This window comes from Amycolatopsis lexingtonensis (assembly GCF_014873755.1).
In the GTDB taxonomy this organism is placed as follows: domain Bacteria; phylum Actinomycetota; class Actinomycetes; order Mycobacteriales; family Pseudonocardiaceae; genus Amycolatopsis; species Amycolatopsis lexingtonensis.
In genome coordinates this window covers 6,158,840-6,185,376 of record NZ_JADBEG010000001.1, presented here as the reverse complement: position 1 = coordinate 6,185,376, position 26,537 = coordinate 6,158,840, and the positions used below count along the sequence as shown (strand labels likewise).

At 72.1% G+C, this 26,537-nt stretch carries 25 protein-coding genes and 1 other RNA gene; 15 read left to right on the top strand and 11 right to left on the bottom strand.

All coding sequences use genetic code 11. From position 1 onward, the window contains the following. Window positions 1–79: 79 nt before the first annotated feature. A complete protein-coding gene (locus tag H4696_RS27845; RefSeq protein ID WP_192782573.1) occupies window positions 80–1,444 on the bottom strand; it encodes a GntT/GntP/DsdX family permease in 1,365 nt (454 codons plus the stop codon). Next, a complete protein-coding gene (locus H4696_RS27840; RefSeq protein WP_169734960.1) occupies window positions 1,441–1,935 on the bottom strand; it encodes a gluconokinase in 495 nt (164 codons plus the stop codon). Before H4696_RS27840 ends, H4696_RS27845 begins: the two co-directional genes overlap by 4 nt. 85 nt (window positions 1,936–2,020) lie before the next feature. On the opposite strand from H4696_RS27840, the gene H4696_RS27835 reads away from it, so the two are divergent. From H4696_RS27835 to H4696_RS27825, 3 genes are all read left to right on the top strand, one after another. Further along, entirely contained in the window at window positions 2,021–2,722 is a 702-nt protein-coding gene (locus H4696_RS27835; RefSeq protein WP_169734959.1) for a FadR/GntR family transcriptional regulator, read from the top strand. Window positions 2,723–2,798: 76 nt separating this feature from the next. Then, a complete protein-coding gene (locus tag H4696_RS27830) occupies window positions 2,799–3,689 on the top strand; it encodes a cobalamin biosynthesis protein CobD/CbiB (protein ID WP_086859192.1) in 891 nt (296 codons plus the stop codon). A gap of 61 nt (window positions 3,690–3,750) precedes the next feature. Next, window positions 3,751–4,188 (top strand): hypothetical protein, encoded by a 438-nt coding sequence (locus tag H4696_RS27825; protein ID WP_086859190.1) that lies wholly within the window; start codon window positions 3,751–3,753, stop codon window positions 4,186–4,188. 92 nt (window positions 4,189–4,280) lie between these two features. Here the strand turns inward: H4696_RS27825 and H4696_RS27820 are convergent, their stop codons facing one another. The 3 genes from H4696_RS27820 to H4696_RS27810 are packed head-to-tail and all read right to left on the bottom strand — an operon-like array spanning window position 4,281 to window position 6,304. Next, complete coding sequence (locus H4696_RS27820; RefSeq protein ID WP_086859188.1) at window positions 4,281–4,895, bottom strand: FMN-binding negative transcriptional regulator; 615 nt, start codon at window positions 4,893–4,895, stop codon at window positions 4,281–4,283. A 50-nt stretch (window positions 4,896–4,945) separates the two neighbouring features. Continuing rightward, on the bottom strand, window positions 4,946–5,782 hold the full coding sequence (locus tag H4696_RS27815; protein WP_086859223.1) for an SURF1 family cytochrome oxidase biogenesis protein: 837 nt from the start codon (window positions 5,780–5,782) through the stop codon (window positions 4,946–4,948). A 60-nt stretch (window positions 5,783–5,842) separates the two neighbouring features. Next, window positions 5,843–6,304, bottom strand: coding sequence for a low molecular weight protein-tyrosine-phosphatase (locus H4696_RS27810; protein WP_086859221.1), 462 nt, complete (start codon window positions 6,302–6,304; stop codon window positions 5,843–5,845). 610 nt (window positions 6,305–6,914) lie between these two features. Here H4696_RS27810 and H4696_RS27800 point away from each other — a divergent pair. The 4 genes from H4696_RS27800 to H4696_RS27785 all read left to right on the top strand — a co-directional run bounded on the left by H4696_RS27800 (window position 6,915) and on the right by H4696_RS27785 (window position 11,520). Then, on the top strand, window positions 6,915–7,736 hold the full coding sequence (locus H4696_RS27800) for a Nif3-like dinuclear metal center hexameric protein (RefSeq protein ID WP_086859186.1): 822 nt from the start codon (window positions 6,915–6,917) through the stop codon (window positions 7,734–7,736). Window positions 7,737–7,746: 10 nt separating this feature from the next. Continuing rightward, window positions 7,747–8,484, top strand: coding sequence for a zinc ribbon domain-containing protein (locus tag H4696_RS27795; RefSeq protein WP_086859184.1), 738 nt, complete (start codon window positions 7,747–7,749; stop codon window positions 8,482–8,484). After that, on the top strand, window positions 8,481–9,593 hold the full coding sequence (locus tag H4696_RS27790) for a bifunctional RNase H/acid phosphatase (protein ID WP_086859182.1): 1,113 nt from the start codon (window positions 8,481–8,483) through the stop codon (window positions 9,591–9,593). Before H4696_RS27795 ends, H4696_RS27790 begins: the two co-directional genes overlap by 4 nt. 184 nt (window positions 9,594–9,777) lie before the next feature. Further along, the gene (locus H4696_RS27785; protein ID WP_086859180.1) at window positions 9,778–11,520 is read left to right on the top strand and encodes a HAMP domain-containing protein; all 1,743 of its coding nucleotides are present in this window, start codon (window positions 9,778–9,780) and stop codon (window positions 11,518–11,520) included. A gap of 4 nt (window positions 11,521–11,524) precedes the next feature. Here the strand turns inward: H4696_RS27785 and H4696_RS27780 are convergent, their stop codons facing one another. The 6 genes from H4696_RS27780 to H4696_RS27755 all read right to left on the bottom strand — a co-directional run bounded on the left by H4696_RS27780 (window position 11,525) and on the right by H4696_RS27755 (window position 18,006). Further along, window positions 11,525–11,842, bottom strand: a complete 318-nt coding sequence (locus H4696_RS27780) for a contact-dependent growth inhibition system immunity protein (RefSeq protein ID WP_086859178.1) — start codon at window positions 11,840–11,842, stop codon at window positions 11,525–11,527. 3 nt (window positions 11,843–11,845) lie between these two features. Then, window positions 11,846–13,087: an SLC13 family permease gene (locus H4696_RS27775; RefSeq protein WP_086859176.1), complete on the bottom strand. Its 1,242-nt coding sequence runs from the start codon at window positions 13,085–13,087 to the stop codon at window positions 11,846–11,848. 61 nt (window positions 13,088–13,148) lie between these two features. Beyond that, window positions 13,149–14,261 (bottom strand): dimethylsulfone monooxygenase SfnG, encoded by a 1,113-nt coding sequence (sfnG, locus tag H4696_RS27770; RefSeq protein WP_086859174.1) that lies wholly within the window; start codon window positions 14,259–14,261, stop codon window positions 13,149–13,151. Window positions 14,262–14,292: 31 nt separating this feature from the next. Then, window positions 14,293–17,079: an AAA family ATPase gene (locus tag H4696_RS27765; RefSeq protein ID WP_086859172.1), complete on the bottom strand. Its 2,787-nt coding sequence runs from the start codon at window positions 17,077–17,079 to the stop codon at window positions 14,293–14,295. 31 nt (window positions 17,080–17,110) lie between these two features. Further along, window positions 17,111–17,431, bottom strand: coding sequence for a hypothetical protein (locus H4696_RS27760; RefSeq protein WP_086859170.1), 321 nt, complete (start codon window positions 17,429–17,431; stop codon window positions 17,111–17,113). After that, window positions 17,428–18,006 carry a sigma-70 family RNA polymerase sigma factor gene (locus tag H4696_RS27755; protein ID WP_086859168.1) on the bottom strand — a complete coding sequence of 193 codons (579 nt, stop codon included), beginning with the start codon at window positions 18,004–18,006 and terminating at the stop codon, window positions 17,428–17,430. The genes H4696_RS27760 and H4696_RS27755 overlap by 4 nt, the downstream gene beginning before the upstream one ends. Before the next feature lie 248 nt (window positions 18,007–18,254). Between H4696_RS27755 and H4696_RS27750 the strand changes: the two genes are divergently transcribed. The 8 genes from H4696_RS27750 (at window position 18,255) to H4696_RS27715 (ending at window position 26,492) form a co-directional block, all read left to right on the top strand. After that, window positions 18,255–18,923, top strand: coding sequence for a DUF4142 domain-containing protein (locus H4696_RS27750; protein ID WP_086859167.1), 669 nt, complete (start codon window positions 18,255–18,257; stop codon window positions 18,921–18,923). Between the two features lie 8 nt (window positions 18,924–18,931). After that, a complete protein-coding gene (locus H4696_RS27745; RefSeq protein WP_086859165.1) occupies window positions 18,932–19,732 on the top strand; it encodes a ferredoxin in 801 nt (266 codons plus the stop codon). After that, window positions 19,729–20,940, top strand: coding sequence for an NAD(P)/FAD-dependent oxidoreductase (locus H4696_RS27740; protein WP_086859164.1), 1,212 nt, complete (start codon window positions 19,729–19,731; stop codon window positions 20,938–20,940). Before H4696_RS27745 ends, H4696_RS27740 begins: the two co-directional genes overlap by 4 nt. A gap of 20 nt (window positions 20,941–20,960) precedes the next feature. Beyond that, an RNA gene (gene rnpB / locus H4696_RS27735) (RNase P RNA component class A) lies at window positions 20,961–21,356 on the top strand. A gap of 62 nt (window positions 21,357–21,418) precedes the next feature. Beyond that, entirely contained in the window at window positions 21,419–22,273 is an 855-nt protein-coding gene (locus H4696_RS27730) for an SCO6745 family protein (RefSeq protein ID WP_086859162.1), read from the top strand. A gap of 453 nt (window positions 22,274–22,726) precedes the next feature. Beyond that, on the top strand, window positions 22,727–22,993 hold the full coding sequence (locus H4696_RS27725; protein WP_004562703.1) for a hypothetical protein: 267 nt from the start codon (window positions 22,727–22,729) through the stop codon (window positions 22,991–22,993). A gap of 10 nt (window positions 22,994–23,003) precedes the next feature. After that, window positions 23,004–23,531: a hypothetical protein gene (locus H4696_RS27720; protein WP_086859160.1), complete on the top strand. Its 528-nt coding sequence runs from the start codon at window positions 23,004–23,006 to the stop codon at window positions 23,529–23,531. Window positions 23,532–23,534: 3 nt separating this feature from the next. Next, window positions 23,535–26,492: an ATP-binding protein gene (locus H4696_RS27715; RefSeq protein WP_086859158.1), complete on the top strand. Its 2,958-nt coding sequence runs from the start codon at window positions 23,535–23,537 to the stop codon at window positions 26,490–26,492. The last annotated feature ends 45 nt before the right edge of the window (window positions 26,493–26,537 follow it).

Below are 26,537 nucleotides of genomic sequence, written 5' to 3'. Positions count from 1 at the left end.
CACATGTCAACGGTGCGAAAAGCCGTGAATGCCACATTGAGAGACCTAACGTCCCTCAATGTGGCATTCACGGCTTTTTCTAAACCAGGAGTGACAGCGGGAGGATCAGGGCGATCGCGACCACCGAGATCAGGGTCTCCATCACCGACCAGCTCTTCAGGGTCTGGCCGACCGACAGCCCGAAGTACTCCTTGACCAGCCAGAACCCGGCGTCGTTGACGTGCGAGAAGAACAGCGAGCCCGCGCCGATCGCGAGCACCAGCAGCGCGCTCTGCGACGGGTCCATCCCCGCCGCCAGCGGGGCCACGATGCCCGCCGCCGAGACCGTCGCCACCGTGGCCGAGCCCGTGGCCAGCCGGATCGCCACCGCGACCAGCCAGCCGAGCAGGAGCGGGGAGAGGTGCGCGTCCTTGGCCAGGCCGGTGATGACGTCGCCGACGCCGGCGTCGACCAGGGTCTGCTTGAAGCCGCCGCCCGCGCCGACGATCAGGATGATGCCCGCGATCGGGCCGAGCGAGTCACCGACCACAGTGGACAGCTTGTCCCGGCCGAGCCCGGCCGGGCGGCCCAGCAGCACCATGCCGACCAGCACCGCCGCCAGCAGCGCGATCAGCGGGTCGCCGACGAAGTCCAGGACCTTGCGGGCCCCGCTGTCCTTGGCCAGCAGGATGTCCGAGAGCGCTTTCGCCAGCATCAGCACGACCGGCAGCAGCACCGTCGTGAGCGTCGCGGCGAAGCTCGGGCGCGGCTTGTCCGTGTCGGCGCGCTCCGGCACCAGTCGCTCGGGGGCGACGGCGTCCGGCACCAGCCGGGCCGCGAGCTTGCCGAACAGCGGGCCCGCGACGACCAGCGTCGGGATGCCGACGAGCAGGCCGAACGCCAGCGTGATCCCGACGTTCGCGTTCAGCGCGCCCGCCGCGGCGAGCGGGCCCGGGTGCGGCGGGACGAGCCCGTGCAGCACCGAAAGCCCGGCCACCGCCGGAATTCCCAGCAGCATCAACGGCTTCCCGGTGCGCTTGGCCGCGAGCAGCACCACCGGGATGAGCATGACGAGGCCGATCTCGAAGAACATCGGCAGCCCGATCAGCGCCGCGACGAGCGCCATCGCCCACGGCAGGCTCTTGTCGCGGGCCTTGCCGAGCACGGTGTCGACGATCTGGTCGGCGCCGCCCGACTCGGCCAGCAGCTTGCCGAGCATCGCGCCGAGGGCGATCAGGATGCCGACCGACGCGACCGTGCTGCCGACACCGGCGGAGAACTTCTTGATGACGTCGGCGATCGGCATCCCGGCGGACAGGCCGAGGATCAGCGAGCCGAGCACCAGCGACAGGAACGGGTGCAGCTTCACCTTGGTGATCAGCACGACGATGACGGCGATCGCGACGACGGTCGCGATGATCAGCCGGGAGTCGTGGCCGGTCCAGGCGGCGGCGAGGGTGGTCATGAGCGCTCCCGGAAGGCGGTGAGGGCGGCATCGGTGATGGCGGCGGGCGTTTCGCGGATGTCGAAGATCGCGCCGGGCTCGTCCGGCTCGAGCGGTTCGAGGTCGGCGAGCTGGGAGTCCAGCAGGGACACCGGCATGAAGTGGCCCGAGCGCGACTTCATGCGCTCGGCGAGGATTTCGCGGTCGCCGTGCAGGTGGGCGAACCAGACCGGCCCGCCGGTCCGCAGCACGTCGCGGTACCGGCGCTTGAGCGCGGACGACGTCACGACGCCGCCACCGGCCTGGTGCTCGCGGATCCAGCCGGCGATGGCCTCGAGCCAGGGGGCGCGGTCGGAGTCCGTCAGCGGGTGTCCCGCGGTCATCTTGTCGATGTTGGCTTTCGGGTGGAACGAGTCCGCTTCGGCGTACTCGACGTCCAGCGCCCGCGCGAGCGCGGTCCCGATCGTCGTCTTCCCGGAGCCTGACACGCCCATCACCACGATGACGGTCATCCGCACCTCCCACGTCGTTGTGCTCGGGTGAGTCAAACTCAAAAGTACTACTTATTCAAGATGAAGTACTACTTAATCGAATCAGATGGCTAGGTTGGGTGGGGTGAGGCACGAGCAGGTACTGGACGCGCTGGGTGCGGCGATCGCGAACGGCGAGCTGCCGCCGGGCACCGTGGTGCGCTCCGAAGAGCTGCAAGAGCGCTTCGGGGCTTCGCGGACGGTGGCGCGCGAAGTCGTCCGCGTGCTGGAGACGATGCGGCTGACCAGCAGCAAGCGGCGGGTCGGGGTGACCGTCCGCGAGGCGGCGGAGTGGAACCACTACGATCCGCGCCTGATCCGCTGGCAGCTCGACGGCCCGGCCCGCCCGGCGGCCCTGGCGACCCTGAACGAGCTCCGCTCGGCGATCGAACCCTGCGCGGCCCGGTACGCGGCCCTGCGCGCGACGCCGGAGGAGCGCGGCCGGCTCGGTGCGCTGGGGGAGCGGCTGGCGCGCACGGCCAGGGCCCGTGACCTCCGGACGTTCCTCGAGTTCGACATCGCGTTCCATGATCTGCTGCTCAGCGCGTCCCGCAACCCGATGTTCGCGCAGCTGTCGGCGGTCGTCGCGGAGGTGCTCACCGGCCGGACCGGGCACGGCCTGATGCCCCCGGAACCCCAGCCCGAGGCGGTGGCACTGCACCTGGAGGTCGCCGCGGCGGTGGCGGCCGGGGAGGCGGACCGGGCGGAGCGGGCGATGCGGGACATCGTCGTCCAGGCGCGAGAGGAGATCGCGGCGCTGGTCGAGTAGCAGGGGTTTCCGGGCGCATTTCCGGGGGCGAGTAGCCTCCTCGGGTACTGCAGTTTTCTTCCGCCGGGGGGCACGGGTGAGCGCGGCGCGCGCGATCGGATTGGTGTTGGGTGTGGCGGCCGACGGCGCCCTCGGCGACCCCCGCCGCCGTCCGCCGGTGACGGCTTTCCGCCGCCTGGCGCCCGGCCGTGGAGCGTTGGTCGCCGGCGTGGCGGTCGCGGGCGGGGTCCTGCTGGAGCGAGCCGGCCGCGGCCGACCGTTGGTCCAGGCCACGGCGACGGCGGTCACGACGTGGGCGGTCCTCGGCGCGGCGGGGCTGGCCCAGCAGGGCACGGAGCTGGCCCGCGACCTCGAGGAGTGCCGCTTCGACCCCGCACGCACCACACTGTCCGAATTGGACCCGCGGGTGGCCGACGGCCTGGGCGCGATCGCGCTTTCCCGAGCCTCGGTGGAGACGCTGGCCGAGAACACGTCCGACGCGGTGGTCGCGCCGCTGGTGTGGGGCGCGCTGGCGGGCGTCCCGGGCCTGGCCGGCGCCCGCGCGGTGAGCCTGCTGCGCCGCGCCCGCGTCGGCCGCCGCGGCCACTGGGCGATCGACCGGCTCGACGAGCTCGTCCACCTGGTCCCGACCCGGGTGGCGGCCGCCCTGACGGTCCTGGCGGCCCCGGTGGTCGGCGGCTCGGCGGGCGGCGCGTGGCGCGCGTGGCGCCGCGACACGATCGCCCACCCGAGCCCGAACGCGGGCCGCGTGGAGGCGGCGTTCGCGGGAGCACTGGAGATCCGCGTCGGCGGCCGGACGGTGTACCCGCACGGGGTGGCCGAGCTGCCGGTGCTCGGGGTGGGGCGGAACCCCGATGCCGGGCACGTGACGCGCGCGGTGGAGCTGTCCCGGGTGGTGGGCTGGCTGGCGGCGGTGACTTCGGTGGTGCTGGCCGCGGTGGCGGGGTTCCGGCGCCGGTCGCACTGAATTTCGTAACCCCTCCGCGTATCGACGGGTATAGACGCTCGCAGACAATCGGGAGGATTCCGTGCGGTACAAGCACATCGCGGTCGGCGTGGTCACCGCGAGCCTGCTCGCCCTCGTCGTGCCCGGGAACGCCGAGGCCAAGGGACGGCGCTGCGGTCCCACGTACGAGGCCGACGACGTCGGCACCCTGGGCACCTCGTGGACGCTGAAGTCCAAGCACGACGACGACGGCCCGGGCGGCTCGTTCGTCGTCGGCGAGGAGTTCGAGATCCACACGAACGTCGCCGGCCAGGTCTGGACGATCACCTTCGCCGACAACGGCCTGGTCTTCTTCACCGGCGACGACGTTTCGACGACCACCGGCATCCGGGAGCAGCACCCGACCGCCAACCAGCCGGGCACCGTCCAGCACATGACCGTGCACGCGGTGAACCACGCCACCGGCGAGACCATCGACGGCGACCTGGCCGTTCAGCCGGTTGCGGCCTGCGGGGGGTGAGGGGAAGCGCGGCCGGCGGACTCAGCCGCGGCGGCGCAGCTGGGTCAACGCCGCCGCGTCCAGCCAATCCCCGCCAGCCGCGGCTGGGTCCCTCAGCTTCGGCGGCGCAGCTGCGTCAACGCCGCCCCGTCCAGCCGTCCGTCCCGTTCCGCCAGCCGCGTCCCGATCCGCTCCCGGTCCTCAGCCGTCTTGTTCCCGCCGAACTTGAACTTCGCCCGCACGCCGGTGATCGTGAACTCGATCCCGCGGATCCCCGGCAGCAGCCGCCGGTCCGGCGCCTCCGTCGCGCTCACCGGCGCCCGCACGCCGTCAGGCTCGAAATGCCGCAACTGCTTGTCCAGCAGCGCCGCCTTCGCCGCCGGGTCGTCGACCAGCCGGACGTCGCCTTCGAGCTGCACGGTCGCGTAGTACGAAGTCGGCACCCCGTGCGCCGGGTCCGCAGTCGTGTTCCAGTCCGCGCGGATGTACGTGTAGTCGTCGACCACCGTCAGCAGCGCGCGCGGGTGCTCCTCCAGCAGCGGCCAGATCGGGTTGGGCCGCGCCAGGTGGGTGACGACCGTCCGGTCGCCGTCGAACGCGAAGTGCGCCGGGGTGACCACCGGCAGGTCGCGGCCGGTGCCGCCGGCGATCAGCTGGCCGAAGTCGTGCGAGGCCAGCCACTCCCGCCATTCGGAGTCGTCGGCGGCGTCCCAGGGGTGGATCAGCATGCCCGCAGTGTCACCCGGGCAAGTGGCCGTGTCGAAGGGCCAACTCCGGCTTATTTCTGGTGGCCACTTTCGGCGAGCTCGTCTTCGGCCAGGATCTCCGCGACGGACTTCCGGCGCGTCTTCTCCGGCGACGACGCGTCGTCGAGCGCGCCACCCGGCTTAAGCTCCCGGACGGTGAAGTACAGCCAGCCGAGCAGCGCCATCGCGCCGAACGCGATCCACTGCAGCGCGTACGACAGGAACGGCCCCGAGTCCGTCTGCGGCAGCGGCAGCGCGCCGAGCACGCCGGGCTGGCCGGTGTCGAGCTGGAAGTAGCCCGGCCGGATGTCGAGCCGTCCCGCCCGCGCGACGACCCGCGAATCGACGACGTAGCTCTGCGGCCGCCCGCCGGTCGAGGCGTCGGCGAACGCGTCGCGGTTCTTCGGGTCCGTTTCGTCCGCGCGCGCCCGCGCGGTCACCGTCACCGTGCCGGGCGGGGGCGGTGCGTAGGGCAGCACGGCGGACTTGCTGTCGAGCCGGACGTAGCCGCGGTCGATCAGCACGACCGTGCCGTCGGTGGTCTGCAGCGGCGTCAGCACCTCGAACGCGCCTTCGCCCTGGACCGTCCGCAGCCGCGCGACGACTTCCTTGTCCGGCAGGTACCGGCCGGTGATGGAGACGAGGTGCCATTCGGTCCGCGGCCCGACGACGCTCCCCGGCGGCAGCAGCTGCGTGAGCGGCAGCGGCGCGGCCGTGAACGACGTCTCCAGCGCGGCGTTCTGCTGCTCGCGCTCGGTGTTGCGGCTGAACTGCCAGGGTGAGAGGAGCGTGAAGCAGCAGATGGCGAAGGTGAACACCACCGCCGTCAGAGCCAGCCACCCGGGCTTGAGCAGGAACCGCAACCGCACCCCACCACGGTAGGCCGTGTCCGGTCCCGGCCGCCCGCCGACCTCCGCCACCTGTGATTCCTACCCCTGCGAACGCACCCAATCGAGCAAACCGGGCACCGTGCGCTCGACCATGCCGAGAACGTCCTCGAAGCCGTCGTCGCCGCCGTAGTAGGGGTCCGGGACCTCGGCGCCCTCGGGGGCGGAGGGGTCGAACGACCGCAGCAGCCGCACCTTCGCCGGGTCGTCCACCCGCGACCGCAGGAACTCGGCGTGCCCTTCGTCGGCGGCCAGCAGCAGATCGGCGGCGAGGTCTTCGCCGGACACCTCGGACGCCACGTGCGCGGTCGGGTAGCCGTGGGCCTTCAGCGTCGCCCGGGCCCGCTTGTCGGCGGGCTCCCCGGCGTGCCACGGCCCGGTGCCGGCGCTCGTCACGCGCACGGCGTCACCGAGGCCCGCCTCTTCCAGCTTGGCCCGGAACACCAGCTCGGCCATGGGGGAGCGGCAGATGTTGCCGGAGCAGACGAAGACGATGTGGGTCACGTCCGCGAGCGTAACCGGCCGGTTCACCCGGTCACCCGCTCGCTCGGCGGTACCCCCGCCCGCCGGCCGGCACTTAGCGTGATCACGCGAGGACGCGAACCGGAAGGAAGCGATCATGCACGGATGCTGCTCGAAGTGCACCGGTCAGGGCTGCGGCTGCTGCGGCAACTGCAACTGACGCTCCACGCGGCGCTCGCGGCGGCGGTGGCCAGACGTCGCCGGGGCGCCTCCTTCAGCCCGTGCAGGTAGCCGCGGTCGCCGTGGCGAGGGCGCGGGCGTGCAGCGCGTCGAAGTGGCGGACCACGTCCGCCACCTGCTGCGGGCCGGGCACGAGCCGGCCGACCGCGCGGGCGAAGTCAGCTCGGTCAGCAGGCCCGTGTTCAGCCGGTCGATCACCGGGCGGAGCTGTGCCAGATCGGGCCGCGGGCGAATCCCAGCGCACGTAGAGCCCGCGCTGCACCAGCTTGTTCGCCTCGATCCCGGCGTGCCCTTCTTCGCTGCGGCCACCCGGTCTCCTCGTGGCGACGGTGCCGGCCTCGGTCCGGACACCACCGCGAAGAGCACAGCCAGTACTCGCATGGCCCGCGAACCTACATGCGAAGATCCCGGGATGCCCGCACTATCCGAAATCATCACCGTGCTGGAGCAGGCCTACCCGCCCGCGCTCGCCGAGTCGTGGGACGCCGTCGGCCTCGTCTGCGGCGATCCCGCCGAACCCGTCACACGCGTGCTCTTCTGCGTCGATCCCGTCGCCGAGACCGTCGAAGAGGCCGCCGCGCTCGGCGCGCAGCTGATCGTCGCGCACCACCCGCTGCTCCTGCGCGGCGTGCACGGGGTCCCGGCCGACACCGCCAAGGGCGCGCTCGTCCACCGGATGATCCGCGACGGCATCGCCCTCTACTGCGCGCACACCAACGCCGACTCCGCCGACCCCGGCGTGTCCGACGCCCTCGCCGAAGCCATCGGCCTGCGCGTGACCGGCCCCCTCGAACCCAACGCCGACGGCGTCACCGGCATCGGCCGCCTCGGCGAGCTGCCCGAGCCCGAACCGTTCGCGATGTTCGTCCAGCGCGTCGCCGACGCCCTGCCCGAGACCGTGCCCGGGGTGCTCGGCGCGGGCGACGAGAACCGGCCGATCCGCACCGTCGCGGTGTCCGGCGGGGCCGGGGACTCCTACCTGAAGCAGGCCACCGCGGCCGGCGTCGACGCCTACGTCACCGCCGACCTGCGGCATCACCCCGCCGGTGAGCACCTGGCCGGGGCGCGGCCGGTGCCCGCGCTGGTCGGGCTGACCCACTGGGCCAGCGAATGGCCGTGGTGCGGGCAAGCCTCGGCGGTCGTGGCGCAGGCGTTTGCGGGTAACGTCGACATCTGCGTCTCCACGCGGTGCACCGACCCGTGGAACGTCCGCGCCGAGCGCACATCGAATTAAGAGGAGCACCGTGAAGGCCGAACCCGCCGTGCAGCGCCAGTTGCTCGAGCTCGCCAAGGTGGACGCCGAGCTCTCGCGCACCGCGCACCGCCGCCGCACCCTGCCGGAGCTGGCCGAGATCGACGCGGGGGAGAAGACCGCCCGCGAGCGCCGCGACGCGCTCGTCTCGGTGGAGACCGCCGCTTCCGACCTCGACCGCGAGATCGCCCGGCAGGAGAAGGAGATCGAGTCGGTGCGCGCCCGCGAGGACCGCGACCGCAAGCTCCTGGCGTCCGGCTCGGTGAACTCGAAGCAGATGACCGACATCGAACACGAACTGCAGTCGCTGGAGCGGCGCCAGCGCGCGCTCGAGGACGACCTGCTGGAACTGATGGAGCAGCGCGAGGCCCTCGGCCTGGACGCGCAGCGCACCGGCGCCGAGGTCGACAAGGCCGAAGCCGAGGTCGTCGCCGCGACCGCCCGCCGCGACGAGGCGTTCAAGGACCTCGACACCACCCGCGCGCGCCGCGAAGAAGACCGCGAGAAGCTGGTGCCGCGCTTCCCGGAGCCGCTGCTCAAGCTGTACGAGCGGGTCCGCGAGCACAAGGGCATCGGTGCCGCCCTCCTGCGCGCCCGCCGCTGCGGCGCCTGCCAGCTGGAGCTGGACCGCAACACCGTCAACGAGATCAAGGGCTCGCCCGAGGACGACGTCATCCAGTGCGAGAACTGCGGCGCGATCCTGGTCCGGACCGTGGAGTCGGGTCTGTGACCTCGCACGTCGTCATCGAGGCCGACGGCGGGTCCCGGGGCAACCCCGGCCCCGCCGGCTACGGCGCGGTCGTCAAGGACGCCGACGGCCAGGTGCTCGCCGAGCGGAAGGAAAGCCTCGGCGTCGTCACCAACAACGTCGCCGAGTACCGCGGGCTGATCGCCGGGCTCGCCGCCGCGGCCGAGCTCGGTGCGTCCACTGTGGACGTCCGGATGGACTCGAAGCTCGTGGTGGAGCAGATGTCCGGGCGCTGGAAGATCAAGCACCCGGACATGCAGCCGCTCGCCGAGCAGGCCAAGGAGCTGGCCGCCGGGTTCTCCCGCGTCAAGTACGAGTGGATCCCGCGCGCGCAGAACTCCCACGCCGACCGCCTGGCCAACGAGGCCATGGACGAAGCCGCCGGGAAGCCCGTCGCCGCGCCGAAGCTGCCGACCCGGAAGCCCGATCGCGCGACCGTGGCGTGGACCGGCGCGAAGGGCACCCCGACCCGGCTACTCCTGCTTCGCCACGGCCAGACGGAGATGTCGGCACTGCGCCGCTACTCCGGCCGCGGCGACGTCCCGCTCACCGAACTGGGCCGCGCGCAGGCCGCGGCGGCGGCGAAGCGGCTGGCCGCGATGGACGGCCTGGTCGTCGACGGCGAGGCCGTCCCGATCATCTCGTCGCCGCTGACCCGCACGAAGCAGACCGCGCAAGCCGTCGCCGACGCGCTCGGCGGCCGCGTCGAGACCCACCCCGGCCTGATCGAGACCGACTTCGGCGACTGGGAAGGGCTGACGTTCGCCGAAGCGGCCGACCGCGACCCGGAACTGCACCGGTCGTGGCTCGGCGACAGCTCGGTGCCGCCGCCCGGCGGGGAGAGCTTCGACGTCGTCCACCGGCGCGTCCGCAAGGCCCGCGACGAGCTGATCGCCGAGCACGGCGGCAAGACGTTGGTGCTGGTCAGCCACGTGACGCCGATCAAGACGCTGCTGCGGATGGGCCTGGACGCCGGCCCGCAGCTGCTCTTCCGGCTGCACCTCGACCTGGCGTCGCTGTCGATCGTCGAGTTCTACCCGGACGGCAACGCCTCGGTCCGCCTGGTCAACGACACCTCGCACCTGTCCTGACAGGCCGAAGTGTGGGGTGGATCACGCTCAATGCCGACGCGTGGCGGACCCCCGATGGGGTATTGGCTACAGTGTCTCGACCGCGTCGCCGCGGTGGCGGATCCACGGGCGGATCCACTTCAGGGGGCGCCAGCTCGCGCGTATCCCACCGGCAGAAGCCTGCGGGCGGAACAGTGACGAGGACATGACGGCTAGCGCACTCACCGAGACCTCCCCGAGCGACGTCCCCGAGGACCCCGCGCCCGCGACGACCACGCGGAGCTGGGGCGCGCGGCTCGCGCCGGTGCTGGCCGTGCTCGCCGGCGTCGCGGCGGTCGCGGTCCACGCCACCCGCTACGGCCACTGGATCGTCGACGACGCCGCCATCACGTTCTCCTACGCCCGCAGCTTCGCCGACGGCCTCGGCCCGGTGCTGCAGCCGGGCGCCCCGCCGGTCGAGGGCTTCTCCGACCCGACGTGGATGGTGCTGCTCGGCCTCGGCAAGCTCGTCGGCCTCTTCGACCACGGCTCGCTCTTGGGGCTGCCGGACTACGTGCTGTTCCCGAAGGCGCTGGGCCTGCTGTTCACCGGCGGCATCCTGACCGCCTGCTACTTCGCCGCGAAGCAGGTCTTCACCCGCTTCGCGTGGCTGGCCACGCTGATCGCCGGCCTGACGCTGGCGACGATCCCGTCGTTCGTCATCTGGGTCGTCTCCGGCCTGGAGAACTCGCTGTTCGCGTTCGCGGTGGTCACGCTGGCCGTGACGCTGTTCGTCTCGGTCAAGCGCGACGTGCTGCTGACCCCGAAGGTCGCGATCTGGGCCGGGGTCATGGTGGCCTTCGCCGCGCTGACCCGCCCGGAAGGCCTGATCTACGCGGGCGCGTACCCGCTGGCGGCGCTGTTCCTGCTGCGCTCCGGGCTGTTCTGGAAGAGCTTCCGCCTCGCGCTGCTGTCCGTGGCGGCGTTCGCGGTCCCGTTCGGCGCGTACGTCGTCTGGCGCCACGCCGAGTTCGGCCGGCTCCTGGCCAACCCTTCGGTGGCGAAGCAGCAGGGCCTGCCCGGGTTCGACGCGGTGAAGCGCCCCTTCGAGCTGGTCGGCTACGCGGGCTGGGCCGGCGTGATCGTGCTGGCGCTGGTGATCGTGTTCGCGCTGGTCAAGGCCCCGTGGCGGCGGTCGCTGATCGCGCTGCTGGTGCCGCTGGGCCTCGGGATCGTCGCGTACGGCGTGATGGTCGCCGACTGGATGTACCAGCACCGCTTCGCCAGCCCGATCTGGCCGCTGGCGGTCATCGCGGGCACGCTCGCGACGGGCGAGCTGCTGCGCCACCGCAAGGCCCTGCTGCGCGTCGGCGTGGTCGTGGTCCTGGTCGGCGCGTTCGTCCCGTCGGCGGTCGGGTTCGCGGCGGCGGCGGACAAGTTCGCGAAGAACCCCAACATCACGGCGTGCCTGGTCGCGGACCGCTTCGGCCGCGGCTTCAACACGTACGCGGACATCCTGGGCCTGCAGAAGGCGTCGCTGTTGCTGCCGGACCTGGGCGGTTCGTCGATGACCAGCCGGCTCGAGCTGGTCGACATGGCGGGCCTGGTCAACAAGCCGATCGCGGACCTGGTCCACGACAACGACCTGGCGGGCCTGCGCGACTACGTGTTCGACACGGTGAAGCCGACGTTCATCCACTCGTGGGGCCCGTGGGCGGCCGGGAACGGCATCGCGCTGGACCCCCGCCTGGACCGCGACTACGTGCTGATCTACAGCTCCCCGATCGAGGGCCTCCGCAACGGCGACTGGGTCCGCCGCGACGCGGTCACCGACCCGTCGAAGCTGAAGGCGGCGCAGGAGTACGCGGCGAAGACGATCCCGGCCGTGGCGGCGGATCGCTTCGGCGGCCCGCTAGACGACTGCGGGGCGACGATGAAGCCGGGCCAGACGATCACGATGCCGAGCTGAGCCCTCAGCCAACGCGTCGATCTGCCGCTGGACGATCTCCAGTGTGCAGTCGCCAGTGGGCCGGTGGCACCTTCAGCAGGTCGCCGGGGCAGAAATCGCCCTCGGTGAGCGGCTTCCGTTCCAGGAGGTCGAGCGCGAGCGGCACGAGCAGCTCGACGCTCACCTGCTGGAGGAGCAGGAGCCGGAGGTCTTCGGCGCCCAGGTCGCCGACCGGCTTGCGGCGGAGTTCGTGAGCCGTCCGGACCAGCCGGGTCGCGTCGGCGGGCGGGGCGCCCCAGGCGTGGCCTTCGAGCTGCTCGAGGCTCAGCGACAGGTCGACCACGGCTCAGCCCGCCAGGCTCAAGCTCAGCCACAACGCCCCGGTCGCCGCGGCCAGGCACAGGGGGGTCGTGAGGGCGCCCAGCGCGTGGAACGTGCGGGCCGACGGGGGTGCGGGGAGCGTCCGGCGCCACAGCAGCGTCGCCAGGGAGCCCAGGTAGGTCGCGTTCGGGCCGATGTTGACGCCCAGCAGGACCGCCAGCAGCACGCCCGGCGCCGGGTGCGGGCCGAGGACCGAGAGCAGGATCAGCGTCGCCGGGAGGTTGTTGACCAGGTTGGCCAGCAGCGCCGCCACCCCGGCCGCGATCAGGAGGTCCAGCAGGCCGGTGGACGTCGGCAGGACGTCGCCGAGGAGGCCGCCCAGCACGTGTTCCGACACCGCCTCCACGACGACCGCCAGGCCCAGCACGAACAGGCACAGCTGCGGCGACGCCTCGGTGACCAGCTGCCACGGCCGGATCTTGCCCGCCGCCAGTGCCCGGACGCCCAGGATCAGCGACGCGAGCGCGGCGATCCAGACCGGCTCGACGTGGCCGAGCTGCCCGACGCCGAAGCCGACGAGGGTCAGGCCGAGGATGACCAGCGCGAACGTCGGGGTCTCGAGGTGCTGCTTCGGCTCGGCGGTCTCGCGCGGGCGCAGGTCGGTGGCGAAGAACCGCAGGAACACCAGCAGTTCGATGCCGATCGTGACCAGCCACGGCAGCGCCATCAGCGCCGTGAACCCGGCGAACGTCAGCCCCGACGCGGCGAACGCGAGGAGGTTCGTCAGGTTGGACACCGGCAGCAGCGTCGACGCCGAGTTGGCCAGGTGCGCGCACGCGTAGACGTGCGGGCGGGGCGGGAGTTCCAGGCTCTTCGCGGTCGCGAGCACGACCGGGGTGAGCAGGACGACGGTGGCGTCCAGGCTGAGGATCGCGGTCACCCCGGCCGCCGCGGCGAAGGTGAGCACCAGCAGGCGGCGGGGCTTGCCGTGGCACGCCTCGGCCAGGCGGTTGCCGAGCCAGCTGAAGACACCGTCCACACTGGCCAAAAAGGACAAAAGCAGGATGGCGGCCAGGAAGCCGAGAGTCGGGAGGATCTCGACGGCTCGTTGCCCGGCCGCTTCGGGGCGGACGAGCCCGAGCAGCAACGCGAGACCCGCGGCCGGCACCGCCGCGACCGCTTCGGGCCAGCCGCGCGGCCGGACGATGGCGAAGACCAGCACGACGGCCAACAGCGCGAGGCTGCCGGCCCCTGCCCAGAAGTTCACGTGCCCACGCTAATCGACGACCGCCAAGGGGTAAGCGTGACCGTCGCCGCACCCGGCGGCCTCAGACCCCGAGCGGCTCCGGCGTCGCCGCGCCGCGGGCGAGGTCCTGTTCCTTGGCCCGGATCACCGGCAGCACCTCCTTGCCGAAGTGCTCGACGTCCTCCAGGTAGTGCAAGAACCCGAGCAGCAACAGGTTCGCCCCGCGCTTCTTGTACTCGATCGCCCGGTCGGCGATCTGCTCCGGCGTCCCGATCAGCTTCGTCCGGAACCCGTCGTTGTACTGCACCAGGTCCTCGAACCCCGAGTCCGCCCACATCCCCTTGCTGTCCGAAGTGGACTTGCCCGCCTGCGCCACCGCCGACCGGAACCCTTCGACCGCCTCGACGTTGGCCTTCGAGACGATCTCCTTCAGCACAGCGCGAGCCTCGCTCTCGGACGAACGCGCGATCACGAACCCGTTCAGTCCGAACCGGACAGTCCGGCCGGCGGCAGCGGCGTACTCGCGGACCTCCGAAACCTGCTCGCTGAACCCGTCGAAGTCCTTGCCGTTGCTGAAATACCAGTCCGAGACGCTCCCGGCCAGCTTCCGCGCCGCCGTCGAATTGCCGCCCTGGAAGATCTCCGGGTGCGGGGCCACGACCGGCTTCGGCTTGATGTCGAAGTCGTGGATGCGGTAGAAGTCGCCGCGGAACTCCGCGTGATCGTTCGTCCAGAGTTCACGCAGGACGCGGATGAACTCCTCCGAACGCCGGTAGCGCTCGTCGTGTTCCAGCCACGGTTCGCCGAGGCCGGTGAATTCGCCCTTGAACCAGCCGCTGACCACGTTCACCGCCGCGCGGCCGCCGGAAATGACGTCGGCACTGGCGATGAACTTCGCCAGCACGCCGGGGTGCCACAGTCCAGGGTGGACGGCCGCGATCACCTTCAAGCGTTGCGTGGCAAGCAAGAGCGCCAGGCTGAACCCGGTCGACTCGTGCTGGTAGGCGGCACCGTAGCTCGCGGTGTAGCGGACCTGGGAAAGCGCGTACTCGAACCCGCTGTTCTCGGCCAGCACAGCCAGTTTCCGGTTGTACTCGTAACCCCAATCCGTCCGCTGTTCGATGTCGGACGTGACGAGGCCACCGCTCACGTTCGGGACCCAGTAGGCGAATTTCAACGGCTCTTCGAACGACATGGCCCGAGTAGAGCAACGACCCGTAATCGGGTCAACGCGCGTCCGCACGGTGGGACTTGGCCAGCGCACCACCGAGTTCCGCGCGGCCGGGAATGCCGAGCTTCCGGTACGCGCCCGACAGGTGCAGCTCCACCGTGCGCCGCGTCAGGTGCAGGGCCGTCGCGATTTCCCGGTTGGTCAGCCCTTGCGCGGCCATCACCGCGATGCGGTTTTCCTGCCGGGTCAAGCCGTGCTCGTTGTCCTTGGCCGGGGTCAGCGCGCGCCGGGCCGAGCGCAGCTCCTCCGCCGCGCGGCGGGCGAGCGGACGCGCGCCGCAGTGCTCGCTCAGCTCCACCGCCTGCCGCAGCGTTTCGATGGCCTTTTCGGACTGGCCGTGCCGCGCCTGCAGGCTGCCGAGTTCCGTCAGCGCCGTCGCCAGCTGCAGCCGCGCCGGGGACGTCCGCAGCGTCGTGATCGCCTTGGTCAGCGCGCGCTCGGCTTCGTCGTCTTCGCGCACGAGCCCCAGCGTCGTCAACGCCGTGCCCAGCGGCCGCGCCGCGCCCCAGCGGGCCGCCGCGGTGCTGTCCTCTTCCGCCAGCCGGGCGGCGTCGTCGGCTTGGCCGAGTGCCAACGCGGCCCGCGCGGCGTGCGCGCGCCACGGCACGAACCCCGGGAACCGCATGCCGTGGTGGGCCAGCCGCCGCCCGCAGCTGAGCAGGTCCTCGAACCCGAAGCGGGTGTACCCGGTCGCGACGCGCAGGCGGCCCCGCGCGTAGAGCAGGTAGGTGTGGGTGAACAGGCCCTGGCTGGCCACGAAGTCCATCCGGTCCAGCAGCGACGTCGCCGCCTCGAACCGGCCCAGGTCCACCCAGCACTCGACGAGCTTCGCCGCGCACAGCACGCCGACCGGGCACGTCGTCGTGCCGCCGCGCTCGTCGAACCGGCGCAGCAGCGATTCGAAGTGGACGCTCGCGCGCTGCAGGTCGCCGCTGGCCTGCAACGCGATCCCGCGGGCCAGCGTGGGCAGCGCGCCGTGCGGCACGTGCACGTCCCACGGCTCACGCTCGACGTCGAGGACGCGGCAGAGCCGGTCGACGTGGGCGGGCTCGTCCGCGAGCACCGCGGTGGCGAGGGTGAAGAAGTAGTGCTGTTCGAAGAGTTCGCCGTCGTCGCCCGTCATCGCGTCCGCGAAGTGCCCGAGCGCGTCCTGCGCCGATTCGCCGCTGCGGACGGCGTCGAGCGCCAGCAGCGCCGAGCGGCTGCGCTGCGCCGCCGGGTCGGTCAGCGGGGCCCACTGCTCCTCGAAGTCGCGGAACTCCGGGGGCGGGCCCAGCCTGCTGCCCGCCTCGGCGAGGTAGGTCATGCACAGCAGCGGCCAGACGGCGTCCGGGCCGCCGGCGTCGAGCCGCGCCGCGATCTGGCCCGCCGCGCTGATCCCGAGCCGGGCGTCCTGCCCGCCGCAGAGGGACAGCAGCATCGCGGTGGCGATGAACGCGGCGGTCTCGCGGTTGCTGATCGTGTCCACGGCCTCGCGCACCCGCTTGGCCGCGGCCGGCGGGTCGACCTGGAACTCCGCGTGCGCCAGCTGCAGCAGTACGGCGACCCGGCGCCCGGACGACAGCCGTTCCGCCAGCGCCCGCCGCAGGTACCGCGCGGCCAGCTCGGGCCGCCCGGAGAACACGGCGTCGCGCGCGCTCAGCCGCAGCACGTCCACGCCCCACGGGATCCGGACCGACGTCGCTTCCAGCAGGTGCGCGGCGACGCGCTCGACCGGCGCGCCCGTCTCCGACAGCAGCTTCGCCGCCCGTCCGTGGTTGACCGCGCGGGTGGTCTGCGGCATGTCCTTCAGCAGGGAGTTGCGGACGAACGAATAGGTCAGCACCGGCCGGTTGCTGTTGGTGAGAACGTGCAGCCGGACCATCGTGTCGATCGCCTGCAGCGCGTCGAGCTCGTCGACCCCGGCGAGCTGGGCCAGCAGGTCGAACCCGGCGTCCTCGCCGAGGATCGCCGCCGCGTGCAGGATTTCCGGCGCGTGCGGGAACTCCTGCATCCGCGTGTGGAGGACCTGGCCGATCAGCGACGAGCCGAGCTCGTGCGGGTCCGCGCCGGGCAGCAGCCGCGGCCGCAGTGCCTGCAGCAGGTACGGGTTGCCGCCGGTTGCTTCCCGGCACGCGCTGGCGAGTTCGCCCGGGGCGAGGCCGAGGATTTCGGCCGCGGCCGCGTCGCCGAGGCCGTTCAGGGTGATCGACGCCGGTGTGCAGCCCGCCATCTCCAGCAGCGCGACCTCGTGGTGCGGCGGGTGCCCGGTCAGCGAGGTCAGGATGATCAGCACCGGCAGGTCGAGCACGCGGTTGCGGATGTAGGCGAGGCACCGCATGGACCAGGCGTCGGCGAGGTGGACGTTGTCGATGCCGAGGAACAGCGGGCCCCGGCCGGCCGCCTCGCGGACGATCCCGAAGAAGAGGTCGAGCGCTTCGCTCTCGCCGGCGGGCCCGCACAGCTCCGCCGCACGCGGGCGCGGCGTGGCGGGGTCGCTCAGCGCGTCCGCGAGCTGGCGGACGATCCCGCCCGGCAGGTGGCTCTCCAGCCGCGACCCGGTGGCGATCGCGACGGTGAAGCCCGCGTCCGCGGCGAGGGCCGCGGTGGTGTGGAGGGTGGCGCTCTTGCCCATGCCGAACTCGCCGATCAGCACCGCGCTGGCCGCCCGCCCGCCGAGCGCGGCCGGGAAAAGGCTGGTCAGACGGCTGAGCTCGGGCTCGCGGCCGGGGAGCCGCGGGGCGGGACGCTTCGGTACCGAAGCCCCGCTGACGGGGTGCTCGGGATTTACTTCGGTATCCACCGTAAGGACTTTCATGTTGGGTTCGGGCAGACTACTGGAAACCGGCCGACCAGGGGAGATCCCGCGGAGCGCGGCCGGAACCGGCCTCGACACGAGCAGGGGAGACGATGGACGCAGCCGATGCGAACCGGTCCTTCCCGCCCGCCGGCCCGTCCGCACCCCCGTCGGGCAGCGGGTAGCCGCGGGGGAGGTACCCGAGCCGGTCCGCCTCCGCCAGCGCTTCGCCCACCGACCGGAAGCCGGCGACCAGGACCCGGCAGCGGGCGCAGCCCCGCAGGTGCGTTTCGAACTCCGCCGGGTTGTCGAGGACGCCGAGCCCGTGCGCCGCGGCGTCCCGGTGCTTCCCCCTCATCGCACCGCCACTTCCCCGAGCGCCTTCCGCAATTGCCGCATCGCCGTGTACAACCGCGATTTCACGGTTCCTTCCGGAATTCCAAGAATTTCGGCCGCCCGCCGAACGGTGTTTCCGGTGAGGTAGGTTTCGTGGATGACCGATTGATATTTGGCGTCCAGTTCCCCCAATGCCCGAGTAATCGTTAGTGCGGCTAACGAACTGTCCGCACGGTCGGCCGACTCGGTGTTTTCCGGGATGTCCAGAGCGACCTCCTGCGGGCGGACCCGGCGATTTCTCCAGCCGTCGATGACGATCCGGCGGGCCACCGTGAGCAACCAGCCTCGCAGCATTCCGGGCTCGCGTTCGAGGGTGTCCGAGTGCTGCCACGCGCGGATCATGGTCTCCTGCACCACGTCTTCGGTCCACTGCCGGTCGTGGTTGGTCAGGGCCAGTACCTGCGCGAACAGGGTGGCGCGGAAGTCCTTGTAGAGCAACGGGACGAGATCGTCGGCCGGGTCGGGCGCGACGGCGGCCGCGGTGGCGGACGAAGCGTGGCCGACGTGGCCGCGACTTTCTCTGCCCAGTGCTTCCATAAAGCTCGCAACCTCACCTGACTGGCGGACCGTGGGGCCACCGGAGCGTAGCGCAAAAACACTTAATAGGCCATATGCATTAGTTTGCGTCCCCTATTGGCAGTGGCGTCAACGACGCTCACTCAAGATCGGTTCAGAATGTGTCTTGTGATGCACGTCACAGGTCACTAAAAGGTGACGGCGAGAACCGGAACACACCTTTCTTCCGTAGCTCCGGGTGAGGACTCCATCGCGAAGGGACAACGGGGATGCCGCTCCGATTCGTGGCGCTGCTGGCCGCCACGGCCGCGTTCGTGCTCGGCTGCGCGATCCCCGCGTCCGCCGGTGAACTGCAGCAGACCGACCGCGCCCTGCTGACCCGGCTGAAGCAGCACACGCTGTGGGCCGGGCCGTCGAGCAGGCTCGCCGCCGAGCGGGCCACCAACCACCGGGTCCGCGCGGTCGCCGTCCGCATCGCCGACGACCAGGCCCGCCTCGACGTCGCCCTGCGCGCGGTCGCCGACCGGCTCGCGATCACCCTGCCGGGCGAGCCCACCGGCCAGGAGCGCGCCTGGGCGGCCGAACTCACTGCGGACTCCGGCGACGCGTTCGACCGCGCCTACGTCAACCGGCTCCGCGCCGAGTACGGCAGCCTCTTCGCGCTCGCCTCCGACGTCCGCGCCGGCACCCGCGACGACGACGTCCGCGCGTTCGCCCAGACCGCCGTCGACACCGCGCTCGGGCACCTGACGCTCCTGGAGAGCACCGGGCTCGCCGAAACCACGTCCCTGCTCGTTTCCGCCACCGAAGCCGACACCCTCGGCGGCGGCGACTTCGCCGCCGCCGCCGTCCTCGTGGCCCTCGCCGCCGTCGCCACGTTCGGCCTGCTCCGCCTGCTCGGAACTCCCGGCAGGACCCCGCCGCGCACCCGGAGGTAAGCCGCCCCATGTCCCCCTCAGCCGCGCTGGTCCCGGTGTCGCCGCACGACACCGGGATCGCCGAGGTGGCCGCGCTCTCCGGCCGCCTCACCTACCTCTGCATGTGCCTCACCCTGTGCTGGGGCGTGCTCGCCGCGACCGGCTGGGTCCGCCGGTTCAGCGGCCGGGACGCGCTGCGCGCCGGGCACGTCCTGCTCGCCGCGTTCACCCTCGCCACCGGCACCGTGCACGGGCTGACGTTCCTCTTCCTCGAGGACGAGCCGTTCGGCGTCGCCGCGCTCCTGCTCCCGTTCTACGACGGCGTCGCGCGGCACGCCATCGGCATCGCCGGCCTCGAGCTGGTGATCGCCGTGTCCGTGACGGCGGGCCTGCGCCGCGGCGCGCGCGAAGCCCGCTGGCTGCGCTTCCACCAGGCCGGCTACCTCGCCGTCGGCCTGCTCGCCGTGCACGCCTGGCTCGGCGCCGTTTCGAGCGGGCACCTCGCCGTCGTCTGGCTGGCCGGGATCACCCTGCTCGTCCCGCCGGTGCTGCTCTCGGTGCTGCGGGTGCTGCCCGCCGCGGTGCTCGCCCGCGCCGGGCTGGTCACCGCGCCCGAGCCGGAACCGGCGGCCCTGCGCGTGGACGTCGACAGCCACCGCTGCCACGCCTACGGCGTCTGCCAAAGCGAGGCGCCGCAGGTCTTCCAGCTCGGCCAGGACGGCCGGCTCGAGTACGAGAAACGCCCGGGGCCGGGGGAAGCCCCCAACGTCCGCGCCGCCGCGCGCGCCTGTCCCATGCGAGCCATCCACCTGGTGGGAGCGATCAGATGAGCGAACGCATCGTCATCGCCGGAGCCGGCCTGGCCGGCCTGCGCGCCGCCGAACGGCTGCGCGAACTCGGGTTCGACGGCGAAGTCGTCGTCCTCGGCGCCGAACCCGGCATCGCCTACCACCGCCCGGCGCTGTCCAAGCAGCTGCTCACCGGCGCGGTCAGCCGCGCCGACACCCTCCTCGCCGACCCGCTCGAAGTCGACGCCGAGTGGCGGTTCGACACGCCGGTCACGGCGCTGTCCCCGCACCGGCAGGTCGTGCACCTGCGCGACGAGGAACTCCGCTACGACGGCCTGATCATCGCCACCGGCGTCGAACCCCGCCGCATGCCGGGCGCGCCGCACGGCCACCCGCGCGTGGTCGTCGTCCGCACCCTGGCGGACACCGTGGCCCTCCAGCGCGCCCTGGCCGGCAACCCCGGCCCGGTCGCCGTGATCGGCGACGGCTTCATCGGCTGCGAAGTCGCTTCCAGCCTCCGTGAGACCGGCCGTGGGGTCGTCCTCTTCGGACGGTCGCGCCCGCTGCTGGCCGACGTCCTCGGTCCCGACATCGGCGACTGGCTCACCGCGCTGCACGCCGCCCGCGGCGTCCACCTGGAACTCGGCACCACGATCCGCCGCTGGCGGCCCGGGCCGACGTCGGTCGGGCTCGAGTTCGCCGACGGCCGCGCGCTCGACGTCGCGTGCGTCGTCGTCGCGGTCGGCAGCGTGCCGGCGGTGTCGTGGCTGCGCGGCGCCAAGCTGCCCCTCGACGACGGCGTCGTCTGCGAACCCACCTGCCACGTCGTCGGCTCGTCGACGATCGTCGCGGCCGGCGACGTCGCCCGCTGGCCCAACCTCCGCTACGACCCGGCACCGCGGCGCGACGAACACTGGCTCAACGCCGTGGAAATGAGCCGCGCGGCCGCGGAGAACCTCCTGACCGGCCCGCGGGACGCCCGGCCGTACACGCCGGTGCCGCGCTACTGGTCCGAACAGCACGGCGTCCGCATCCAGGTCGCCGGCCGCCCCGCGCTCGCCACCGACACGGTCCTGCTGGAGTCGCCGGTCCCCGGCACGCGGCCGATCACCGGCTTCGTCCGCCACGGCAGGCTGGTCGGGCTCATCGGCCTGGACAGCCCCGCCGCCGTCCTGCACTGGACGGCCGAACTGGCCCGCCAGCACCCCGCGCCGGCCTGCCACCACACCGAGGCGGCGGCCGGCTACTGAGCTACCATCCAGCCTGCGGACGAGCTGGCAGGGCGGTCGCGGGCCGGGGCGACCCGGCCCGAGGAAAGTCCGGACTCCACAGGGCAGGGTGGTTGCTAACGGCAACCCGGGGCGACCCGCGGGAAAGTGCCACAGAAAACAGACCGCCTCCGCTTTCGGGCGGGGGTAAGGGTGAAACGGTGGTGTAAGAGACCACCAGCGTCCCGGGTGACCGGGACGGCTAGGTAAACCCCACCCGGAGCAAGGCCAAGAGGGAGCTCACGAGCTCCTGCGCAGGCGTTCGAGGACGGCCCGTCCGAGCCTGCGGGTAGGCCGCTGGAGCCTGCCGGCGACGGCAGGCCGAGATGGATGGCCGCCGCCCCGGAAGCCGCGAGGCGACCGGGGAACAGGATCCGGCTTACATGCCAGCTCGTCCGCCTCTTCTTTCCGCAGCGCGAAGCGGTACCGCGCATGGGTTACCCGATAGTAGGGTGCCGCTATGGCGGGTGACGAGAAGCGGTTCAAGTCGGCGTTCGATTCCTTGCACGCACTGGCGTACTTCGCTCCCGAGGTGGACGAAGCCCTCACCGGCATCGGCCTGCGACCCGGGCGGATGCCGTACTTCGCCGGACGGTCCGCGGCCATGGGGGCCGTCGGGCCCGAGGTCGTCGCGGCCACCTTCTACAACTTCAACCCCGAGGTCGTCGCCCGCGTGATCCCGCGCGCCTGGACCCTGGCGACGCCGGAACAGGTCCTCGAAGCCCGCGTCGACGGCGTCGACAAGGCGCTGACCCGGCTGCTCGGCGACCACGTGAAGAGCGACGAGGTCGCCGAAGCCGCGGAACTCGCGCGCGAAGCCGCCGCCGGGTGCACCGCCGAAGGGCGTCCGCTCTACGCCGCGCACGCGGGGCTCGGCTGGCCGGGGGAGCCGCACCTGGTGCTCTGGCACGCCGTCACCCTGATCCGCGAGTACCGCGGCGACGGCCACATCGCCGCGCTGGTCCTCAACGGCCTGAGCGGCGTCGAAGCGCTGGTCACCCACGTGGCCACCGGCCGCGGCTTCCTCACCGCCACCGCCAAGCTGACCCGCGGCTGGAACGACGAGCAGTGGGCCGCCGCCGAGGCCCGGCTCGTCGAACGCGGCCTGCTCGACGCCGAGAGCCTGCTGACCGAGGAAGGCGTCGCCGTCCGCGACCGCGTCGAAATCGCCACCGAGGCCGCCGCGCGGGGGCCGTGGGAGCACCTCGGCCCGGAGCGGACCGCCCGGCTCGAGGAGCTGTGCCGCGAACTGAGCCGCCGCGTCGTCGAAGCGGGCGCTTTTCCGGAGGGCGTCTTCGCCAAGCGTCGCCCCTGACGCCCAAGATCACGCTATGTAGTGAAAATGTTGTTAAGTCCGGAGCGCCCTGTGACGGACGAAAGGCGGACCCAAGATCGACATGCCCGCCGAGCGGCGGAGTGGTCGTCACAGAACGGACTCGCGCGACGCGGCCGTTCGGGTCATGTCACACTGTTCCGGGCCGCACAACGGCCTGAGTGCCAGTACCCACAGTGAGCAAATCCCGGGCATTGGGGTGAGTTCGTCAGCACACTGAGAAGTATGGGTGGCCGGGGTTCAACCCGAGGGCCCTTGCCGCGATGATGGTGGGCGTGGAGTTTTGCTGTGCCACGCGCACCACACCGGTTGAAGAGGCAGCCGGTATTCACGCAGCGCGCTTTGACCACTACCCCTCGTAGCCCCCATGATGTTGTTCGAAGCACCGCCTGAGCCAGAACCGCGCGGCCCCCACCGCGCACCGGGAGTATCGCGATGATGACCTTGACCACCCTCGACACGCTGGCCGCCGGCGAACTGGGCACGGGGAACGTGCGCCAGTGGCTGCTCGACAACGTCATCCCCCTGGTGCTGCTGGCCGTCGCACTCCTGCTCCTGTGGCTGGGCGGCGGCAAGGGCGACAACGCCGGTGTCATGCGCCGGCTCGCCGGCGTGGTCATCGCGCTCGCCATCATCGGTCTCGCGGTCAGCGGCGCGGGCGTGAACGTGGGCCAGTGGATCGCCGGCCTGTTCACCGGCTGAGGCGGCCCCCGTGCGCATCAGGACCGACGACGAGGTCTACCGGGTCGACGCCGTGTGGCTCGGCCCGCCGAAAGCGACTTTTCCCTGGAGAGCCCGGTACGTCGCCTGGCTCATCGGCATCCCGACGTTCTTCGTCGTGCTCGGTATCGAGCGCTGGGCGGGGTGGGGCTTCGGGTTCTTTTCGACGGCGTGGGCGTTCGTCGCCACCATCGTCGTCACCCGGTTGCTGACCGCCAAGATCAGCCACGAGCGCCCGCTCGGCGCCGTGGTCGCGATGGCGGGGCGCGAGCTCAACACTCCGAGAGAACTGACCACGGGCACGGGTGGCGCGGTGAGCGCCAGCCGGGTCCGGGTGCGGGCCGAGCGCCCGTTGCCGAAGCACCGCCGGAGGCGGCAGTACCAGCACCACGGCGGCCAGCCGGGTGCGGCTCCGCCGATGCCACCCTCGACGGGGGCGCGCCGCGCCACCGCGCCGGTTCACCAGGGAGCACCACGAGCGCGCCGGGGCCGCGGCAACGCGGCCCGGGCCGGGAGGTAGTCGTTGTTCGGTCGCGGCGATAGCCGAGGAAAACGGGGTCGGGACGCACACTCGGGCGCGTGGCAACCGCCCGAGCAGGTCCGCGCGTCGCGGAACGGTTCGGGCGGCAAGGCCCGGCGCCTGACCGGGGAGCAGGCGATTCCCGCGTATACCCCGTCGATCGCGGTGCGAAGCATCGACGGGCACCTGGTCCGCACCGGGTTCGAGGTCTACGCCTGGTACCGGCTCGCGCCGCAGCGCTGGTCGTTCCGCTCGGACTCGCAGCGGCGCGACCTGATCGCGGCCATCGCCGGCCAGTACGCCGAGCTGCAGGGCCGCTGGCTGCACCTGCGCGTGACGAACCGCCCGTACCCGATCCGGATGTGGGCCGAGGCGCACGTCTACAACGCGCACGGCCGTCCCCAGGACGTCCCGGGCGCGCTGTCGTTCGACGACTACCTGATTGGCGAGCAGCAGCAGCTCATGGGCCGCTCGATGGCCGAAAAAGAGGTCTACATCGGGGTCCAGGTGCAGACCCGGCGGATGGTCGACCGCGCGGTCGAGCGGGCCGCGCCGGTGCTGCGCAAGATCCTGCCCGAGGCCGTCGACGCCGAGCTGACCGCGCTGGACTCCGAGGTCGAGCACCTCGACCAGGTCATCGGCAGCGCCGGGCTGGAAGGCCGTCCGGTGCACGCCGAGGAGATGTCCTGGCTGATGCACCGCTCGTGCTCCTTGGGCCTGCCCGCGCCGCGGAACATGCCCGCCGTGCCGGGCGCGGCCTGGGAGCCGGAGGACCTGGCCAGCTTCACCGACGCCGCCGACTTCTACGCCGAGCCGTACGCGCCGACGGTGACCGTCCGCGGCCGCACCGGCTCCAACGCCGGCGTCTCGCGGCACCTGGCGGTGCTGACCGTCGGGCAGATGCACGGCCTGCAGATCCCCGAGGTCGACGACCCGTGGATCCAGCACGCCGACCGCCTGCCCGCTGCCGTCGAAGTGTCCGCGCGCATCTACGTCCGGCGACCCGAAGAGGTCGCCGGCGAGCTGCAGCGCCAGATGAACAAGGTCCGCTCGCAGGTCAAGCACTACACCGACGAGCACGAGCTGGAACCGCCGCAGTCGCTGTCCCGGCAGGCCGGGCGCGTGCTGGAGATCGACGACGAGATGACGTCGGGCTTCACCGCGCTCGCCACCCGCGTGCGCTCCTGGTGGCGGCTGGCGGTGTCCGGCCCGACCGAGCGCGACGCGCTGCGCCTGGCCCAGCAGCTGCTCGACCTGTACAAGCCGAAGATCGCCATCGAGCACCCCGAAGCCCAGTACGCGCTGGCCAGAGAATTCATCCCGGGCGAGCCGCTGGCCTCGGCGGCGTACATGCGCCGCGGCTCGGTCGTCTGGAGCGCGTCGGCGGTCCCGACGGCGACCGCGGAGGTCGGCGACCGCCGCGGCATCCTGCTCGGCGAAACGTGCACGGCGACCCGCCGCCCGGTGGCCTGGGACCCGTGGATGGCCCAGGAGATCCGCGACGGCTCCGGCCTGACGGCCATGGTGGCGGGCCTGGGTGGCGGCAAGTCGTTCCTCGGCGGCGGCATCGTCTACAAGACGCTGCGGGCCGGGGCGAACTGGACGATCCTCGACCCGTCCGGCCCGCTGTCGCGGCTGTGCGACCTTCCGGAGCTGCGGCCGTACGCGCGCCCGATCAACCTGCTCAACGCCCAGCCGGGGATCCTGAACCCGTACCGGGTGGTCGCCGAGCCGCTGATCGAGCACTTCATGGACGAGGACGACCCCGAGCGGTCCTGGCGCCGGGAGAAGGCCCTGGCGGGCGCGACGCGGCGACGTCTCGTGCTGGACGTCCTGACGGGTGTCCTGCCGTACGAGGTCTCGCGGATGGCCCAGACCCGGATCGTGCTGCTGCGCGCGGTGCGAGCCGTCGGCGGCCGGTTCGACGCCGACCCGGGCCAGGTGATCGATGCGCTCCGCCGGGATTCTTCGGAACACCACGAGCACGCGGGCGTCGTCGCGGACTTCCTCGACGAGATGCGCGAGCGGATGGCGCTGCTCATCCCGGAGACGGACGCGGACCCGTATTCGGAGACGCGTGACGACCGCCTGACGGTCCTGACGATGGCCGGGCTGACCCTCCCGAAGGACGGCGTCCCGCGCGAGTATTGGACGGACGCGGAGTCCCTCGGCGTCGAGATGCTGAACCTGGCGGCGTGGCTGACCCAGCGGTCGGTGTACGAGAAGCCGAAGGAGATGCGCAAGGGCGTCTGGATCGACGAGGCGTTCTTCCTCTCCGAGGTCCCGACCGGGCGCGTGCTGATGAACCGCTTCGCGCGTGACTCGCGGAAGTGGAACGTCCGGGTCCTGCTGTCCTCGCAGATCCCGGCTGACTTCCTGAAGATCCAGGGCTTCGTGGCCCTGCTGGACTCGGTGTTCGTGGGCCGTCTCGACGACGACGACGCCCAGGCGGACGCTCTTCGGCTCTTGAAGGTCCCGGTGGGTGTCGGGTACGAGCAGGTCGTCGCTGCTCTGGGCCGTCGTCCCGGCGCCCAGCGAAGCGGCTTGGAGCGCGACGTCGAGCCCCGCCAGTTCATCTTCGGCGACGGCGCGGGCGGCGTGGAGCGCATCCGCGTCGACTTCTCCGGCCCGCACCTGGACCACCTGCGCGCGGTCATGGACACGACGCCGGGCTCGAAGGACGCGGCCCCCTCGCGACGGCCGGGCAACGAGCTGGCCCTGCCCGCGGAGGAGAAGAAGCCGTACGTGGCGGTCCCGCCGGAGGACGACATCGAGCTGGAGCAGGACTTCGAGCTGGCGGCGGAACTGGAGGTCGGCCTCGCCGACGAGAACCTCCTGGGCGCGCCGGATCCGTTGGCGTCCGAGACCGGGGAAGTGGAGGGCGGGGTGCAGCCGTCCAACGGGCAGCAGCAACACGCCCGCACGGGTGGAAAGGGCGGCACCGGCCGGGACGCCGCATGAACGCGGCCCGGGAACGAGGCGTGCGCGAGCGAAGCGCGGGCCCCG